The 16,540-nt window shown below is 72.4% G+C and carries 9 protein-coding genes; 4 read left to right on the top strand and 5 right to left on the bottom strand.

Annotation, left to right across the window (positions count from 1 at the left end):
- Window positions 1–177 precede the first annotated feature (177 nt).
- Both AB0A74_RS08835 and eccCa read right to left on the bottom strand, forming a co-directional pair.
- A complete protein-coding gene (locus AB0A74_RS08835) occupies window positions 178–3,033 on the bottom strand; it encodes a BTAD domain-containing putative transcriptional regulator (protein ID WP_358248251.1) in 2,856 nt (951 codons plus the stop codon).
- Window positions 3,034–3,686: 653 nt separating this feature from the next.
- Entirely contained in the window at window positions 3,687–7,691 is a 4,005-nt protein-coding gene (gene eccCa, locus AB0A74_RS08830; RefSeq protein ID WP_358248250.1) for a type VII secretion protein EccCa, read from the bottom strand.
- Window positions 7,692–7,977: 286 nt separating this feature from the next.
- Between eccCa and eccD the strand changes: the two genes are divergently transcribed.
- Together eccD and mycP are read left to right on the top strand one after the other, a co-directional pair.
- Window positions 7,978–9,372 (top strand): type VII secretion integral membrane protein EccD, encoded by a 1,395-nt coding sequence (gene eccD, locus AB0A74_RS08825; RefSeq protein WP_358248249.1) that lies wholly within the window; start codon window positions 7,978–7,980, stop codon window positions 9,370–9,372.
- Window positions 9,373–9,375: 3 nt separating this feature from the next.
- Window positions 9,376–10,806, top strand: coding sequence for a type VII secretion-associated serine protease mycosin (gene mycP / locus AB0A74_RS08820; RefSeq protein WP_358248248.1), 1,431 nt, complete (start codon window positions 9,376–9,378; stop codon window positions 10,804–10,806).
- Window positions 10,807–10,879: 73 nt separating this feature from the next.
- Here the strand turns inward: mycP and AB0A74_RS08815 are convergent, their stop codons facing one another.
- The 3 genes from AB0A74_RS08815 to eccB form a co-directional block, all read right to left on the bottom strand.
- On the bottom strand, window positions 10,880–11,974 hold the full coding sequence (locus tag AB0A74_RS08815; RefSeq protein ID WP_358248247.1) for a hypothetical protein: 1,095 nt from the start codon (window positions 11,972–11,974) through the stop codon (window positions 10,880–10,882).
- Complete coding sequence (locus AB0A74_RS08810) at window positions 11,971–12,333, bottom strand: hypothetical protein (protein WP_358248246.1); 363 nt, start codon at window positions 12,331–12,333, stop codon at window positions 11,971–11,973. The genes AB0A74_RS08815 and AB0A74_RS08810 overlap by 4 nt, the downstream gene beginning before the upstream one ends.
- 142 nt (window positions 12,334–12,475) lie before the next feature.
- Complete coding sequence (gene eccB, locus AB0A74_RS08805; protein ID WP_358248245.1) at window positions 12,476–14,110, bottom strand: type VII secretion protein EccB; 1,635 nt, start codon at window positions 14,108–14,110, stop codon at window positions 12,476–12,478.
- Between the two features lie 130 nt (window positions 14,111–14,240).
- Here eccB and eccE point away from each other — a divergent pair, with 130 nt between their 5' ends.
- Window positions 14,241–15,620: a type VII secretion protein EccE gene (eccE, locus tag AB0A74_RS08800; RefSeq protein WP_358248244.1), complete on the top strand. Its 1,380-nt coding sequence runs from the start codon at window positions 14,241–14,243 to the stop codon at window positions 15,618–15,620.
- Window positions 15,617–16,342: a hypothetical protein gene (locus AB0A74_RS08795; protein WP_358248243.1), complete on the top strand. Its 726-nt coding sequence runs from the start codon at window positions 15,617–15,619 to the stop codon at window positions 16,340–16,342. The genes eccE and AB0A74_RS08795 overlap by 4 nt, the downstream gene beginning before the upstream one ends.
- The last annotated feature ends 198 nt before the right edge of the window (window positions 16,343–16,540 follow it).

The following is a 16,540-nucleotide window of genomic DNA, read 5'->3' as shown; positions in this document are numbered from 1 at the left end:
ACCACTACCCGGAGTTGCGCCACCGCCGTGGCGCGCTCACAGCGGATCCGGCGACGTCCTCCAGCCGGCCCGGTCCCACGACGGTCCACTGTGGACAGTTTCGCTCCGGACCGCCGGCGGACGGGGCGCCTCGGGCTCCGCGGTCATCAACTTCCCCCCTGGTGTTGATGGTGGTGCTCAGTTCGGTCGCAGGGCCCGGCGTGCCTTGGCCAGGGCTTCCGCCATGCGTTCCAGCGCCTCGGACGCGCCGACGCCCTCGTGGGTCGGTATCGCTTCCTCCAGGAAGGCCACGGCTTCGGCCGGGCGGCCGGCGGCGAGGTAGCTCTCGCCGACGTTGGCCGCCGCGGTGGCGGAGCCGATGCCTTCCGCCAAGCCGGTGAAGATCTCGTAGGCGCGTTGGGCGCGTTCCACGGCGCTGTCGTGGTTGCCGAGCGCGGCGTCCACTCGGGACGCGTGGCTGACCACGTACGCCGTCGCGCGGAGGTCTTGGGCGCCTTCCAGCAGGGCCAGGGTCCGGCGGGACGTCTCGGCCGCCAGGGCCAGGTCTCCGTTGCGCAGGGCGTACATCGAGATCCGGTGGCTGACCTGGGCCTCCGAGAGCGCGTCCGGTTGGGTTCGGCTGAGGGTGACGGCTTCCTCGAAGAGCGGGAGGGCGTCGGACATGCGACCGCTCCACGCCACCATCGACGCGTGCTCGCGCAGGGCGGAGAGGTAGACGCTGTCGTCGCCCGTCTCGCGGGCCAGGGTCGCGGCGCGCTCGGCCAGGTCCACGGCGGGCTTGCCGTCGAAGACCGACTGGTAGTACGCCCACGTGGCCAGGTGGCAGGCCAGGGTGAGGGTGTCGCCGATCTCCTCCAGGCCCTCGGCGCACGTGCGGAAGTCCTCGATGAGGGCCTCGTCCACGACGTCCTTCGCGGCCTCGCTCAGGCGGTGGTGCTCCATGCGCAGAGCCAGGTTCGTGTCGCCGGCCGCGTGGGCGCTCGCGCTGGACAACGCGTGCAGGCGGGCCATGCCGGCGCTGCCGATGAACACGTCCAGGTCCAGGTGGCTGGCGCGGTCGGCCAGGTCGGCGGCGATGTCCGGCCAGCCCTCGGCCGCGGCGACCTCGACGGCGCGGACGACCTGCCGCTGCTCGGACACCAGCCACGCCGCGCCGCCGCGGGTGAGGCGTTCGGCGTCGTGGGCGAGTGCGGGCTCCTCGACGTGGACCGGCCGCATGGGCAGCATGTCCACGTAGACGCGGGTGTCGTGCTGCGCCTTGTCGGCGAGCAGGAGCAGGGCCTCGGCGTGGCGGCGCAGGCGGTCGCGGTTCCCGGTCGGGTCGTCCCGGGCGGCCAGTTCCGCCGCGTACACGGCCAGCAGGTCGTGCAGGCGGTAGCGGGGTTCGCCGGTCGCGTCGACACCCGCCTCCTGGAGGAGGTTGGCGTTGACCAGGTGCTCGACCAGGCGTTCGCCGTCGCCGTCGGTCAGGACGGAGACCGACCAGGCCGCGAAGTCCACCGGGCCGAGCAGTCCCAGCCTGCGGAACGCGACCGCCACGTGGTCGTCCAGCGCGGCGTAGCTCAGCTCGAACCCGGCGCGGACCTCCATGTCCGCCGTGGACAGCTCGTCCAGGCGGCGGCGTTCGTCGGACAGGCGGACCGCGAGCGCGTTCAGCGGCAGGCTCGGGCGGGTGGCCAGGCGGGCGCCGACGATGCGCAGCGCGAGCGGCAGGCCGCCGGTGGCCTCGACGACCGCGTCCGCCGCCTCGCGTTCGCGGTGGACGCGGTCGGCGCCGATGATCCCGGACAGCAGGCGCAGGGCGTCGTCGTGGTCGAGCGGGCCCAGGCGCAGCACGCGGCCGCCCGGCAGGCCGGTCAGGTGCCGGCGGCTGCTCACCAGGACCGCGCACCGCGCGCCGCCGGGCAGCAGCAGGCGCACCTGGTCCACGTCGGCCGCGCCGTCGAGCACCAGCAGCACCGCGCGCCCGGCGATGCGGGACCGGAACGCCGCCGCGCGCGCCTCGACGTCCTCGGGGATCGACGCCAGGCCGACGCCCACGCCGGTGAGCAGCTCGGCCAGCACCTCGCCGGTGTCGCGCGGGCGGTGCGTGCCGTCGCCGAGGCGCACGAACAGCTGGCCGTCGGGGAACCGGTCGCTCAGGCGGTGCGCGATGTGGACGGTCAGGGCGCTCTTGCCGGACCCCGGCGGGCCGGTCACCACGGCGATCGGCACGGCGGTGGCCGACGCGGGGCTGAACACGGCGGTCACGTCGCGGTGCAGGTCCTCGCGGCCGACGAAGTCCGCGATGTCCGGCGGCAACTGGCGGGGCAGCGGCCACGCCGGGGCGTGCGACGCGCCGGACAGCACCGCCTGGTGGACCTCGCGCAGCTCCGGTCCCGGCGGGACGCCCAGCTCCTCGTCCAGCAGCCGGGTCACCGAGCGGTAGGTGGCCAGCGCGTCGGCCTGCCGGCCGGAGCGGGACAGGGCGAGCATCAACTGGCCCCAGAACCGCTCGCGCAACGGGTGGCGGGTGGTCAGCGCGCGCAGCTCGGCGACCAGCTCGGCGGAGCGGCCCGCGTCCAGGTCGGCGTCGATGCGGCGTTCGAGGACGGTCAGGCGCTCCTCCAGCAGCGGCTCGACCTCCTCGGCGTGCAGGACGTCGGAGCGCACGTCCGACAGCGGCTCGCCCCGGTAGAGCGCGAGGGCGTCGGCGAACCGGCCCTGCTCGGTGAGGGTGCGGAAGACGTGCAGGTCCAACTCGCCGGGGCCGACGTCGGCGACGTAGCCGCCGGGTGTGGTGCGCACCACGTTCACGTCGCCGAGGGCTTGGCGCAGGCGGGTCATCACCATCTGGAGGGTGGCGCGGGCGCGGTGCGGGCTGGGCGGCGCGCCGTCCCACAGGCGTTCCACGAGGGTGTCCACGGAGACCGTCTCGTTGGCCCTGAGCAGCAGGGACGCCAGGAGCACCCGGGCCCGGCCCGCCGGCACCGGCACCGGCTCGCCGTCGCGCCACACCGCGAGGGGACCGAGCACCTTGAACGCAGTCCTCATATCCCTCCTCCGAGCGGGGGACAGTTTACGGCCGGTCGCCGGGGTGCGCGTGAGGTCCGCGTGACAGGGGTGTGAGGCCCGGCCGACACGATTCGACGCGGGACGAAGTCGGTCCCGCTCCGAAGGAGGTGGTCTATCGCCCGGAAGCACCCCGTGGACTGATCACGTGCGCGGAGGTGGGACCTGGAACCCCCGACCCCGGGTCCCACCTCCCCGCCACACCCGCCCACCCCCGGCGCATCGGCCGGCGGCGTGAGTCGAGTGTGAGCGGGACCGGGCACAGTGGACAGCGTTCACCGCGGGGCGGATTCCGGGGTCGGGACGGCGGTCGGCAACACGGGGGGTGCCGCGGTCCCGGGCCGGGGAGTCGGGGTTTCGGGTGCGTCGTCGAACAAGGGGGGTGACGTACCGGGCTCCGACGTGCTCGCCGGTGACCACCACGACCCGCGGACGTCCGTGCGCTCCCCCGTGCGGATGTCCGCGGGTCGGGTCCGCAGGTGTCCGGAAGGGGCCGCCCCACGCGCTGGGCGGCCCCTTCCGGCGTGTCCGGACGCGGGGACGCGGGGGACGCGGGGGACGACCCGCCGTGCGTCGAGCAGGCAAAGCGAAGGGGCCACCTCCCACACGAGAGGTGGCCCCTTCCGCAGTTCCGGCTAGTCGGGCTGGATCCAGGCGAACTGGATGCGTTGCTGCCCGAACTTCCGCGTCACCAGCGTGCCCCGGCCCGGCGCCTGGGGCGACGGCTTCAGGTTGCCCACGATCGCGCCCTCCTCCTTCGAGCCGGAGCCCACCATGATCGGGGCCGAGATCTCCTTCAGCTTGCCCAGGATCGGGTCGTACATCGCCCTCGACGCGCCACCCATGCGCCGCGCCGCCACGATGTGCAGGCCCACGTCCTTCGCCTGCGGGATGAACTCCGCCAGCGGGGCCAGCGGGTTCTGGGCTCCCTGCGGGGCGACCAGGTCGTAGTCGTCGACGATCACGAACAGCTCCGGGCCCTTCCACCACGACCGGTTCTTCAACTGCTCCTGCGTGACGTCCGGGCCGGGCAGCCGGCCCGCCATCGAGCCGCGCACGTCCTTGATCATGTCGGTCAGCTGGGCCGACGACACGGCGTAGGACAACAGGTGGTCGGTGTCGATCAGGCCCAGCATGGTGCGGCGGTAGTCGACCAGCATGATCAGCGCCTCTTGCGAGGTGTAGCTGCTCATGATGCCGCGCACGATCGTGCGCAGCATGTTCGTCTTGCCCGCCTCGCCGTCGGCCAGGGTCATGAAGTGCGGGTCGGCGTCGAAGTCCAGGTAGACCGGCGCCAGCTCGTCCTCGTTGACACCGATCGGCACCAGGTGGCCGCGGTTGGGGTTGAGCTGCTGGACCTGGGCCATGAACTCCGGGTACGGCAGCAGGTCGGGCAGCAACCGGACCTGCGGGGCCCGCCGGCCGCGCCAGGCCGCGTTGACCTTCGCGACCATGTCCTGCACGCCCGCCGCCACGTTCTCCGCGTCCGAGGACGCGTCGATGCGCGGCAGCGCGGTCAGGAAGTGCAGCTTCTGCGGCGACAGGCCGCGGCCCGGCCGACCCGCCGGCACGTTGACGGCGACCTTGCGGTCCACGTCCGACTCGCTCGGGTCACCCAGGCGCAGCTCGAAGCGGGTGGCCAACAGGTCCTTCATCGCGGGCCGGATCTCCGCCCAGCGGTTCGCGGCCACGACCACGTGCACGCCGAACGACAGACCCTGCGCGGCCAGCGCCTGGACCTGCGGCTCCAGCGCCTCGAACTCCTGCCGGAAGTTCATCCAGCCGTCCACGACCAGGAACGCGTCACCGAAGTCGTCGTCGCGGATCTCGCCGCGCCGCTTGCGGTTGCGGAACTCGACCATCGAGTCGATGCCCTGCGCGCGGAACCGGACCTCGCGCTCGGAGATCAGGCCGGACAGCTCGGCCACCATGCGGCGGGCCTTGTCCACGTCCAGACGGGACGCGAAGCCACCGACGTGCGGCAGGTTCTCCAGCGACGCGAGCGTGCCGCCACCGAGGTCGAGGCAGTAGAACTGCACTTCCTCGGGGGTGTGCGTCAACGCCATCGACGTGATCATCGTGCGCAGCATCATCGACTTGCCCGACTGCGGACCGCCCACGATCGCGCCGTGGCCGGCCGCGCCGGAGAAGTCCGCCCACAGCAGGTCGCGGCGCTGCTCGAACGGCTTGTCCACCACGCCCAGCGGCACCTGGAGCTTGCCGTTGGAGAAGAACCCGGGCGGCGTGAGGCCGCGGTCCTCGGTGGTCTGCAGCGGCGGCAGGAGGGTGTCCAGCGACGGGGGCTCGTTCAGCGGCGGCAGCCACACCTCGTGCGCCGGCGGGCCCTGGCCCACCAGGCGGCCGACGATGACCTCCAGCTCGCTGGGCTCGTTGCTGTCCTCCTTCTCCTTCTCCTGCTTGACCGGTTCGACCGGCTTGACCGGCTCCTTGGGGATCTCGATGTAGTCCGGCACGAAGAACCGGGGCCGCTTGTCGCTGGACACCACGGCCGACGGACCGGCCACCTGGATGCCGGCGGGCCGGTACGGGCCGGACACGTACAGCGCCTTGAACCGGGTCAGCGGCGCGCCCTGCACGCCCAGGTAGCCCGAACCCGGGATGGGCGGCAGCTCGTAGGCGTCCGGCACGCCGATGGCGGCGCGCGACTCGGCGGCGGAGAACGTCTTCAGACCGATCCGGTACGAGAGGAACGTGTCCAGGCCGCGCAGCTTGCCCTCTTCCAGGCGCTGCGACGCGAGCAGCATGTGCATCTGGAGCGACCGGCCGACGCGGCCGATCTGGAGGAAGATGTCGATGAAGTCCGGCTTGGCCGTCAGCATCTCGGAGAACTCGTCGATGCAGATGAACAGCGCGGGCAGCGGGTCGAGGTCGGCGCCGTTCTCACGTGCCTTCTCGTAGTCCCACACGTTCTTGTAGTTGCCCTTGGCCAGGACTTCCTGCCGCCGCGCGACCTCGCCCGCGATGGCGTCCTTCATGCGGTCGACCAGGGTCAGGTCGCCCGCCAGGTTGGTGATCGTCGCGGCGACGTGCGGGGCCTTGTCCAGGCCGAGGAACGTCGCGCCACCCTTGAAGTCGACCAGGATCATGTTGAGCGACGTCGAGGAGTGCGTGGCGAGCAGGCCCAGCACCAGGGTCCGCAGGAACTCGGACTTGCCGGAACCGGTCGCGCCGATGCACAGGCCGTGCGGGCCCATGCCCTCCATGGCCGCTTCCTTGATGTCCAGCTCCACCTGCTGGCCGAACTCGCCGATGCCGAACGGCACGCGGTAGCGGTCGCGGACCGGCCGGGGCCGCCACGCCTGCTGCACGTCGAAGGTCATCGGGTCGCCGGGTAGGCCCAGGAACTCGATCAGCGGCGGGTTGTTGGACATCGACAGCGGGTCCTCGTCGCCGCCGCCCGCGTCCACGCCGCCGATCCGGTACGGCGCGAGCCGCCGCGCCAGCGCCTCGGCCTCGACCACGGACAGCCAGTCCGGCGCGCCGAACCACTCGACGCCGCTGGCGCTGCGCGCGCCCAGCTTGTCGTCCTCGATGACCAGGCGCAGGCCGCGCCGGGCGGTCAGGTTGCCCAGCGACTCGGACAGGTCGAGCAGGGTGACGCCGACCAGGCCCTCTTCCAGGATGATCTGCTCTTCGCGGGTGACGTCGCCGTCGTCGATGAGGATCACGATGTGCGGCTGGTCGGCCGGCGGCGGCGCGTTGCGGGTGAACCGCTGGCGGTCGCGCAGCTGCTCGTCGAGCATCTGCTCGACCTCGGTCAGTGAACCGGCCATCATCCGCATCTGGCCGATGCCGTCCACGATGTTCGGGTGCTGCACGTGCGGCAGCCACTTCATCCACTCCCACTCGGCCTTGGTGCGGCCGGTGGTGACGACGGCGATGAGCAGGTCGTCCGGGGAGTGGAAGGTCGCCATCTGGGCGATCAGCGCGCGGGCGAGGCCGCGCTTGGCGTCGGTCTCGCCGAGCAGGCCGACGGCGGCGAAGCCGCGCAGCGCGATCGAGATGGGCAGGTCGGGCACCAGCGAGTGGGCGCGCACGAAGCGGCGCAGCGCCAGCGTGGCGATCGGCTCCAGCTCCTCGACCGGGCCGGTCTGCGGCGGCACGAGCCGGGTGGCCAGGCGCTGCGAGCCGCGGCCCGCGCGCAGGTGGCAGAAGTCGGGGTCGTTCTGCCGGCGCTCCCACATGCGGCGGGTGGTGGCCAGCGACCACAGCATCTGCGGGTCGGGGTGCACCCACTCCCGCTCGGCGCGCTGCTCGTTGGCGGCTTCGCGGGCCCGGTCGCGCATCTGCCCGAGGTACCGCAGGTAGTCCTTGCGGTCCTCGTTCATCTCGGCCTTCTTCTGGCCCTTGCCGGACCCCATGCCGCCCGCCATCATGCCGATGGTCGAGATCATCATCATGCCGGGCATGATCATCGCGGCCGGGTTCTTGTTGCTGTACGTGAACATCAGGACCATCATCCCGACGGACGACACGATCATGACGGCCGGCATCGCCTTCATCATGATGTTGCCGGGGATGATCCGGGGCACCTCGGGCGGCGGTTCGAGGTGGACCTCACCGCCCGGCGGACGGGGAGCAGCGAGGCGTGCCGTGCGCTTGAACTGCAACGTGCTCACCTAACAGGCACCTCTTCACACTCTCTCGAACCAACACGCAGGGTGCGCGACCCGGCAGGTCACGGCGGGCGCCGACGAGCGGGGGCGCCGCACCCGACACTATGGCGCATCGGAACCCGCCACGAAGGTGGGTCCGGGAAATCCACGTCGCACGTGTTCGCCGGAACGGCCCTCCTCCGGTCACCCGTTCCGGCCATACTGTGTCCCGCCCCTCCGGCCGGCGCGTCGAGCGAGCCAATAAGGTCGGGGCGGCACGCAGACACGCAAGAGGACTTAGGGGGCCCTGGTGGCGACCGGTACGACGGTGTTCAGCCGGGTGACGGTGGTTGCGCCGCGCACGCGCATCGACGTCGCGCTCCCCGCCGACGTCGCGGTGGCCGACCTGCTGCCGATGCTGCTGGACATGGCCAAGGAGGCCACTCCGGACGGTGGCGTGCGACACGGCGGGTGGGCGTTGGCGAAGCTGGGCGACAGCCCGCTCGACCCGAGCCGCACGCTGGCCTCGCTGGGCGTCGTGGACGGCGAGCTGCTCCAGCTGCGCAAGCGCAACGAGAACCCGCCGCCGCCGCTGTACGACGACGTGGTCGACGCGATCGCCGAGTCGGACCCGGACAGCTTCCGGCCGTGGACCAAGGACACCGCGCGCAAGTACGGCCACATCGCGGGCGCGCTGGCGCTGATCGCGGCGGCCGTCGCGGTGCTGCTGTCCGGCCCGCTGGCGGGCGGCCCGAGCCTGTGGCCGGCGATCTGCGCGGGCGCGATGGCGATCGTGGCGCTGGCCGCGGGCGCGGTCATCTCCCGCTCCTACAACGCGGTCGGCACCGGCGTCCTGATCGCGAGCGCGGGCGGGCTGCCCATGGCGTACGTGGCGGGCCTCTACACCGTCCCGGGCGCGATCGGCCGGCCCAACCTGCTGCTGGCCAGCGTCCTGGTGCTGATCTTCGCCAGCGCGGCGATCCTGCTGATCGGCCGCGGCATCACCGTGTTCATCGCGGCGGCCACGGCGGGCGCGCTGAGCGGCCTCGCGTTCCTCATCGGCATCTTCGTGGACCACCCGATCGTGGGAATCGCGGCGGCGACCGCGGCGGTGTCCCTGGCGGCGCTGTCCGCGCTGCCCCGGTTGACCATCCAGCTGGCCAAGCTGCCGCTGCCGACCGTGCCGGGCAGTGCCGAGGACCTCAAGGAGGACACCGGCTTCCCCGAGTACGCGGTGATCGAGCGGCGCACCGCGAACGCCCACGAGTACCTGACCGGCATGATCATCGGCTGCGGCGGCACCGCCGCGGTGTTCGCGGTGATCGCCGCCGGCGACGGCACCATCTGGGGTCCGATGCTCGCGGTCACGGTGGCCCTGGTGCTGATGCTGCGCGGCCGGGCCTACGCCAACGGCGCGCAGGCGGTGGCGCTGCTGGTCAGCGGCATGGTGGCGGCGGCCGGCGTGCTGCTGGGCTGGCTCGTGCAGTCCTCGCTGGACAACCGGCTGCTGTTCGTGTTCGGCACGCTGGTGCTGGTCGGCGCGGCGGCCCTGGTGCTCGGCGTCATCTTCCCCGGCCAGAAGTTCTCGCCGGTGCTGCGCCGCACGGTGGACGTGCTGGAGGCGATCCTGATCGCGATCGTGCTGCCGCTCGCGCTGGCCGTGATGGACCTGTACGTCGCCATGCGCCAGCTGATCCCGGCCTGAGCCATGCGGACGACGACTCGGAAGTCCGCCGCCGCGGTGGCCGTGGCGCTGACCCTGGTCACCACCCCCGGCGCGATCGCCCAGCCGACGACCACGCCCGCCCCGACCCGGCCGAACTCCGTGCCGCCCCCGGTGGACCGGAGCCTGCGCCCGGCGTTCGAGCCGCCCGTCGAGGACGTCCCCTACACCCAGAAGAACATCTGCATCGCCTCCAACACCGGGAACAAGACGATCCCGAACCGGCCGTGGGGCCAGATGCAGCTGCGCCTGGAGGAGGCGCACCGGTTCGCCACCGGCAAGGACGTCAAGATCGCGATCATCGACACCGGCGTCAACGAGCACCCGCGCCTGAAGGGCCGGGTCACCCCGACCGGCGACTACGTCGAGACCGAGAAGAACGGCGTGGACGACTGCGACGGCCACGGCACCGAGGTGGCGGGCGTCGCGGCGGCGAGCCGGGACGACGAGACCGGGTTCGTGGGCGCCGCGCCGGAGGCGGAGGTCCTCGCCATCCGGCACACCAGCAGCAACTTCAAGTTCGAGCACCCGACCGACAAGAGCCAGAACCGCGACTCGGCGGGCAAGGTGGGCACCCTCGCGAAGGCCATCGTGGTGGCCGCCGAGAAGGGCGCGAAGGTCATCAACATCTCGCTGACCTCCTGCGCCCAGCCCCAGGAGCCCAGCCAGCAGGAACGCGAGCTGCAGGCCGCGATCGACTGGGCGGTCAACGAGAAGCAGGTCGTGATCGTCACCGCGGCCGGCAACTTCACCCAGAAGGACGGCTGCTCCCTCCAGAACGACAACGAGGACCCCAACAACGTCAACATCGTCGCCTCGCCGCCGTGGTACGCCGACAACGTCCTGTCGGTGGCCTCGGTGGGCCAGACCGGCAACGTGTCGTCGTTCTCCGTGTGGGGCCCGTGGGTCAGCGTCGCGGCGCCGGGCGAGGACATCGTCACCCTGGACCCGCGCGGCCAGGGCCTGACCAACTCCAGCGAGGGTCCCAGCGGGCCGACCCGCATCCAGGGCACCAGCTTCGCCGCGCCGTACGTGGCCGGCGTGGTGGCCCTGGTCCGCGAGCGGTTCCCGGACCTGAGCGCCAAGCAGGTCATGGACCGCATCAAGGCGACCGCCCAGCACCCGGGCAACCCGGGCGGCCGGGACAACAAGGTCGGCGCGGGCATGATCAACCCGGTGGCGGCCCTGACCGCGGAGCTCCCGTCGGAGCGCAAGGACTTCAAGCCGGTCCAGCCGTCCCAGGTGCTGACCAACCTCGACCCGCTGAACCCGCCGGACCCGACGCCGCTGATCGTGGCCCTGTCCGGCACGGGCGGCGGCGTGGGCCTGCTCCTGCTGACCCTGTTCATCGTCCACACGGTGAACCGCAACCGGGCCCGCAAGGCGGCCGTCCCGGTGAAGCGCTCGGTGCTCTGACCGAAGTCGAAAGGGCCGCTCCCGTCGTGGGAGCGGCCCTTTCGCCGTCTCGGGGACCCGGTCCTCGGGGTCCTCAGTCCTCGCCGAGCACCTGGGGAGCGGTCTTCTTGGGCTTGCCGAGCAACTCCTCGGTGGTGCCGGTGATCCGGAACTTCGACTTGTGCTCCTTGTCACCGCCCTGCTGGCCGCCGGCGCCCATGCCGCCCATCATGCCGCCGCCCATCATGCCCATGCCCGCGCCGGCGGGCGCACCGCCGCGGCCACCACCGGACGCCGCAGCCGCCGCCGGGGCCGGACCCGCCTCGGACGTGCGGGGTTCCTGCACGGTCGTGTACCCGCCGGAGCCCAGCCGCTCGGCCGGCGACCCACCCGGGAGACCGCCACCGGGCACACCGCCACCTCCGCCGACGCCACCGCCACCGACGCCCCCACCACCGACGCCACCGCCACCCACGCCACCGCCACCGGCCTTGGCGGGCTCGGTCGCGGCGGGCGGCGCGGCGGCGCCCCCGCCGCCTGCGGGCGGCGCGGTCGCCTTCTTGGGCTCGCTGAACGTCCAGTCCTTCTCGGGGTACTTGTGCTCCATCTTCACGTCGGCGAAGTCGGAGTTCTCGCCGGACACCCCGTCGCACAGCCGCAGGAACGCCTCCAGGATGTCCCGGACCGACTCGTAGAGCTCCTTGGCCGGGTCCCGCAGCTCGTCCAGCACCTCGACCACGCGCCGGTCGCCGTCCAACGGCAGCGCCGCCGCGCCGGACACCGTGTCGGCGGCCTCGGCGTACACGCGCGCCATGTCCTCGACGATGCCGCGGATGCCGTCGGCGGTCTGGTCGAGGGCGTCGCCCATGGCGTGCATGGCGTCGGACATGTCGTGCCCGGCCAGGCCCACGGACTGCATGTGCGCCACGAAGGACTCGGCGTCCCGGCCCTGCCACGCGGAGTCGAGCTTGCCCAGCGGCTTGGTCAGGTCGCGGGTCACGTGCTCGGCGACGAGGCCCGCCGCGCGCCAGCGCTCGGCCTCCTCGTGCAGGTCGTTCCAGGACCCGACGACGGGCTCGAAGTAGTCCGCCACCAGGTCCTGCAACCCGAGCCGGCGGCTGATGCCGGCCAGGTAGTCCAGTTCGGCGCCGACCTCGGCGACCAGTTGCCGGCCGTCCTTGCCCCTCATCGCGAGTCCTCCAGGCGGCGGTGCGCCTTCTTGATCAGCGCGGCGGCCTCGTCCTCCTGGCCGCCGTAGTGCTCGGCCACCGCGTGCAGCCCCTTGGACGCGGCCGACAGCACCTCGCAGGCGCGGTCGAGCTGCTGGTTCAGCATCCCGGCCGCGCGGGTGTAGGCCTCGGAGGTGCGCAGGGTCTTGCCCAGCTCGCCGAAGCTGTGCGGTCGCACCGGGGCGGACCGCAACCGATCCCGCGCCCGCGCCAACTCCTCCGCCGCCTCGTCCACGCGCTGCGCGTACAACTCGACCCAGCGCGCGTCGACGCTGACCTTGCCGGACCCCGCGACCGGGGGACGTGGTGCCTCGTACACCCGAACACCTCCCTCAAGCGTCAGGTGTGACGGTCCCCGACGCCCCCGGGTTCCGCCGAAGGGCCCAGCCCGCCACCAGCGGCTCGCCGAAGCCCGCCGGCGGCTCGCCGAAGCCCGCCGGCGGCGCGCCGTCCGGCACCGCTCAGCCGCCGGACGCCTTCTTGGCCTGCTCCTCGGGCAGCAAGCCGACGTTCTTCGGGACCGGGATCGAGTCCCAGCTCCGGATGGCGTCGTTGCGGTTCAACTGCGGACCGTTGGGCAACAACCGCAGGATCGACTCCGGGCCCGGCACGAACTGGTCGCCCAGCCCCAGCGCGCCCGCGATCAGCGTGTCCGGGATGCCGTACTTCACGCCACGACCGGTGATCAGGTGGATCGGGCCGCTCCTGAAGTCCTGCGTGGACGTCGCGGCGCGCACCACCGCCGACTTGCCCGGCGCCATGATGAACTTGCTCACGGCCTCGCCGGTCGCGCCGACCTGGTTGATGTTCACCGCGACCGCGTCGGTCGGCACGGGCAGGGACGGCGCGATGGTCACCTGGGTGTGCTGCGACCGGTTGTCCGCGTTGACGTTCTCCGCCCGCCAGCCCAGGCACACGACCCGGTTGTTCTGGTTGGGCTCCAGCACGTCCGGCACCTCGGCCGGGTAGTCCAGGAAGTCCAGCTTCTCGGCCGGCTCCTTGGTGTCGATCTTCGCGATGTTGACGACCTTCGGCGCGCCCTGCTCGTTGTCGGCGCGGATCAGGTCGCCGGCCGCGCGGCTGATCTTCTGCAGGCCGTCCTTGAGCGCCACGTAGAACTCGGAGTCCGCGCCGGTGCGCTCGACCTCGATCACGTGGCCGACCTTCAGGCCCGGCACGCCCTGGAGGTAGGTCACGTTCTCGCCGGCGCCGGTGATCTTCGGCGCTTCCAGCGGCTTGGCCTCGGGGATGGCGTTGAGCAGGCCGGCGCTGACCGCGCGGACCGTCTTGCCCTTGAGGTTCAGCGCGTTCTGCACCTGCGGGTCGGTCAGGTCCACCTTGGCCCGCACGGTCGACGTCGAGGTGATCTTCGAGTTCACCGGGGCCTTGTAGATCAGGTAGGCCTGCTTGTCGTCGGTGCCCGCCTTGACCAGCAGCGCCTTGTTGCCGTCCAGCAGCGAACCGCCGCTCATGCCGGCGATGACCGTCGTCTCGAACTTGTTCTTCGACGTCGGGTTGTTCAGCGACTCGTCGAGGTCGAGCGTGTCGCACACCGACCACTCCGCGCCGATCCGGTCCTCCGGCTTGGCGGGCAGGACGTCCGGGCCGTCCGGGATGCCGGTGAGCCGGCCCTTGGGCAGCTTCGCCAGGGCCTTCTCGCTGACCAGCTTCGGCTCGCCGCCCGCGACCTGCGGCGCCGCGTTGACCTGGCCCGCCTGGGCGTCACCGCCGCCGATCTGCTGCGCCTTGTCCGGGTTCGACTGGTTGAGGATCAGCAGTCGGGCGGAGGCCAGGTTGGTCATCGGGATCAGCTGCTTCGTGCCGCCCTGCCGGACGACGTAGACCTGGCCCGTCTCCTTCGAGATGGCGATCTGCGTCTCGTCGTCGAGCCGCGGGTCCGGCGAGAAGAAGCCGAACACGAGGAAGCCGATGAGCCCGATCACGCCGAGGATCACACCCACAGCGGTGGCACGCGAGTGCGTGCGCATCGGGTCGTGCAGCATCACCGCGTCTCTGCGCACCAGGGCGGACTGCATCCTGCGCAGCACGAAGCGGTAGGCCTGGACCTGTGACTTGGTGGTGGGTGTTGATGCCATTCTCGGCTCGCTGCTCTCCCAGTCGCGGTACGGTCTGCACGATAGCCGGACGGCGGGTGGCGCGTGTGCGGGTTGGTCAGACCCGGTCGGTCCACCCGCCGAACGCCGACGGGAAAGAGAACCAGATCGGATGTCCGTGACCACCCCACATCCGGGTCAACCGCACCCTGCCACGGCCCGCCCGCAGGGCGGCCCCGGCGGCCCTGGTGGCCCCGGCGGTCCCGCGCAGCCACCGGGCGGCGGCGTGCGCGCCGCCCTGCTCCGGGCACGTCGGCGCGCGACCGGGGCGAGCCTCGGCGCGCTGCCGGTCGCCAACCTGGTTGTCCTCGAAGTCGGCGTCGCCGTCGGCCTGATCCTGCTCGCGGTCGGCACGACCGGTGACGAGATCGCCCCCGCCCTGCTCTACACGGCGGGGGGGATCGTGCTGATCGCGCTGATCCTCGCGTTCACCCGGTCGCGTGGCCGCTGGCTGACCCAGTGGATCGGCCTCGTCGTGCGCTACAACCTCCGCTCGCACAGCCGCTCCGCCAAGCGCGGCGGCCCGGTGGAGATGAAGCCGCCGTCGGAGGAAGAGGCCTCGGTCATCGGCTCGGACGACCCGCGCGTGGCGCTGCTGCGCCTGGCCGTGCCGGACCTGGTGGTGGCCAAGGGCACCGACCACGAGCGCCGGCCGCTGGGCCTGGCGTGGCACCAGGGCGCGTGGACGGCGGTGCTGCTGGTCGACCCGGCGCCCGGCCTGATCAACGCCGTGGGCACCGCGCCGTCGCTGCCGCTGGGCGCGCTCGCGCCGTGCCTGGAGGACCGCGGCGTGGTGCTGGACGCCATCTCGGTGATCTGGCACTGCTACCCCGGTTCCGCGGCGCTGCCCGCGAACTCCCCGGCCCTCAACTCCTACATGGAGGTGCTCGGCCCGCTGCCCGCGGCGGCCCGGCGCACCACGTGGATCGCGGTGCGGCTGGACCCGAAGCGGTGCGCGGCGGCGATCCGGGAGCGCGGCGGCGGCGTCGTCGGCGCGCACCGGGCGCTGATCGGCGCGCTGTCCCGCGTCCGCAATGCCCTGGAGTCCGCCGGCGTGACGATCCGCCCGCTGGACTCCGACGAGCTGATCCGCGCCGGCATCTCCGCCGCCGAGCTGACCTCCGTGGCGGGCACGAACAACCCGGTGTCGCTGCGCGAGAAGTGGGGCGGCGTCACCGCGGGCGGCGTCGGCCACGCGTCCTACGCGATCACCGGCTGGCCCGCGAAGGGCATGCGCAACAACCTGAACGCGCTGACCGGCGTGCGGGCGCTGTCCTCGACGCTGTCCATGACGATCTCGCCGAGCAGCGAGCAGGGCCAGGTCGGCCTGCGCGGCCTGGTGCGGGTGTCCGCCCGGACGCCGGCCGAGCTGGACCGCGCGGACGACCGGCTCAAGGCGTTGGCGGACAAGCTGGACATCACCCTGACCCCGTTGAACGGGCTCCAGGTCGCGGGCCTGGCCGCCACCCTGCCGCTCGGAGGTGTCGCGTGAGCAACAGCCGTCTGCTGGACACCGGCCAGGGCCGCGGCGTCGCGCCGGAGTTCCTGGTCGCGCCGCAGCTGCTGGACGTGGTCAGCCCGTCGGGCGACCGCGGCGGCATGGTGCTGGGCTCGGGCCTGCAGGGCGAGCCGCTGACCATCTCGGTGCTGCGGTCCGCGCCGACCCGCATGGTCGTGGTCGGCGGCCTGTACCTGGCGCGGCAGATCGCGCTGCGGGCGATGGCGACCGGCGCGTGGATCACCGTCGCGACCGGCCGGCCGCAGGCGTGGCAGCCGGTGGTGCGGGCGGCGGGCACCGGCCCGGACGGGCGTCCCGCGCCGACCGTGCAGCTGCGCCGGCTCTCCCCGGTGGACCTGCCGCGGCCGTCGGAGGACGCGCCGCTGCTCGTCGTGCACGACGGCGGGCACGTGCCGCAGGAGCTGTTCCCGCCGCGCTCGCCGTGGCAGACGACGATGTACGTGCTGCCCTACCTGCACCCGCAGGCGTCCGGCACGGCGAATTCCGCGGACCTCGTGCTGTTGCAGCGGCTGCCGGTCGGGCAGGCGCAGTTGGCGGCGCAGATCTGGCGGTTGCCGCCGCAGATGGCGCACCAGTTGACGACGTTGAAGGACGACCAGGTGATCGCGCTGGGCGCGAACCTGTGGCGGCCGTTGCGGCTGGTCACCACGCCCGGTGAGCAGCAGATCCTGGGCGCGGTCCGGCGCGGCGACTGACCTCCGAGCAGCATTGGCGTGCCCCGGGCCGGCTGGTCCGGGGCACGTTTTTCTTTCTCCGTCCAGTCACTCTCCGCAGCATTTCGTTCACAGGCCGGGTCAATACTGTGGAGAGGCCGACCGGCTCGTATTCGGTGCGAATTCTTGCGCTCCCACCGCAGGGCGAACTAGGAACTGACTCACCGTGTCCGGGCGGTC

This window comes from Saccharothrix sp. NPDC042600 (assembly GCF_040647305.1).
Classification (GTDB): domain Bacteria; phylum Actinomycetota; class Actinomycetes; order Mycobacteriales; family Pseudonocardiaceae; genus Actinosynnema; species Actinosynnema mutabilis.
The sequence above is the reverse complement of the archived record's forward strand: the minus strand, read 5'-3'. Positions and strand labels throughout refer to the sequence as shown.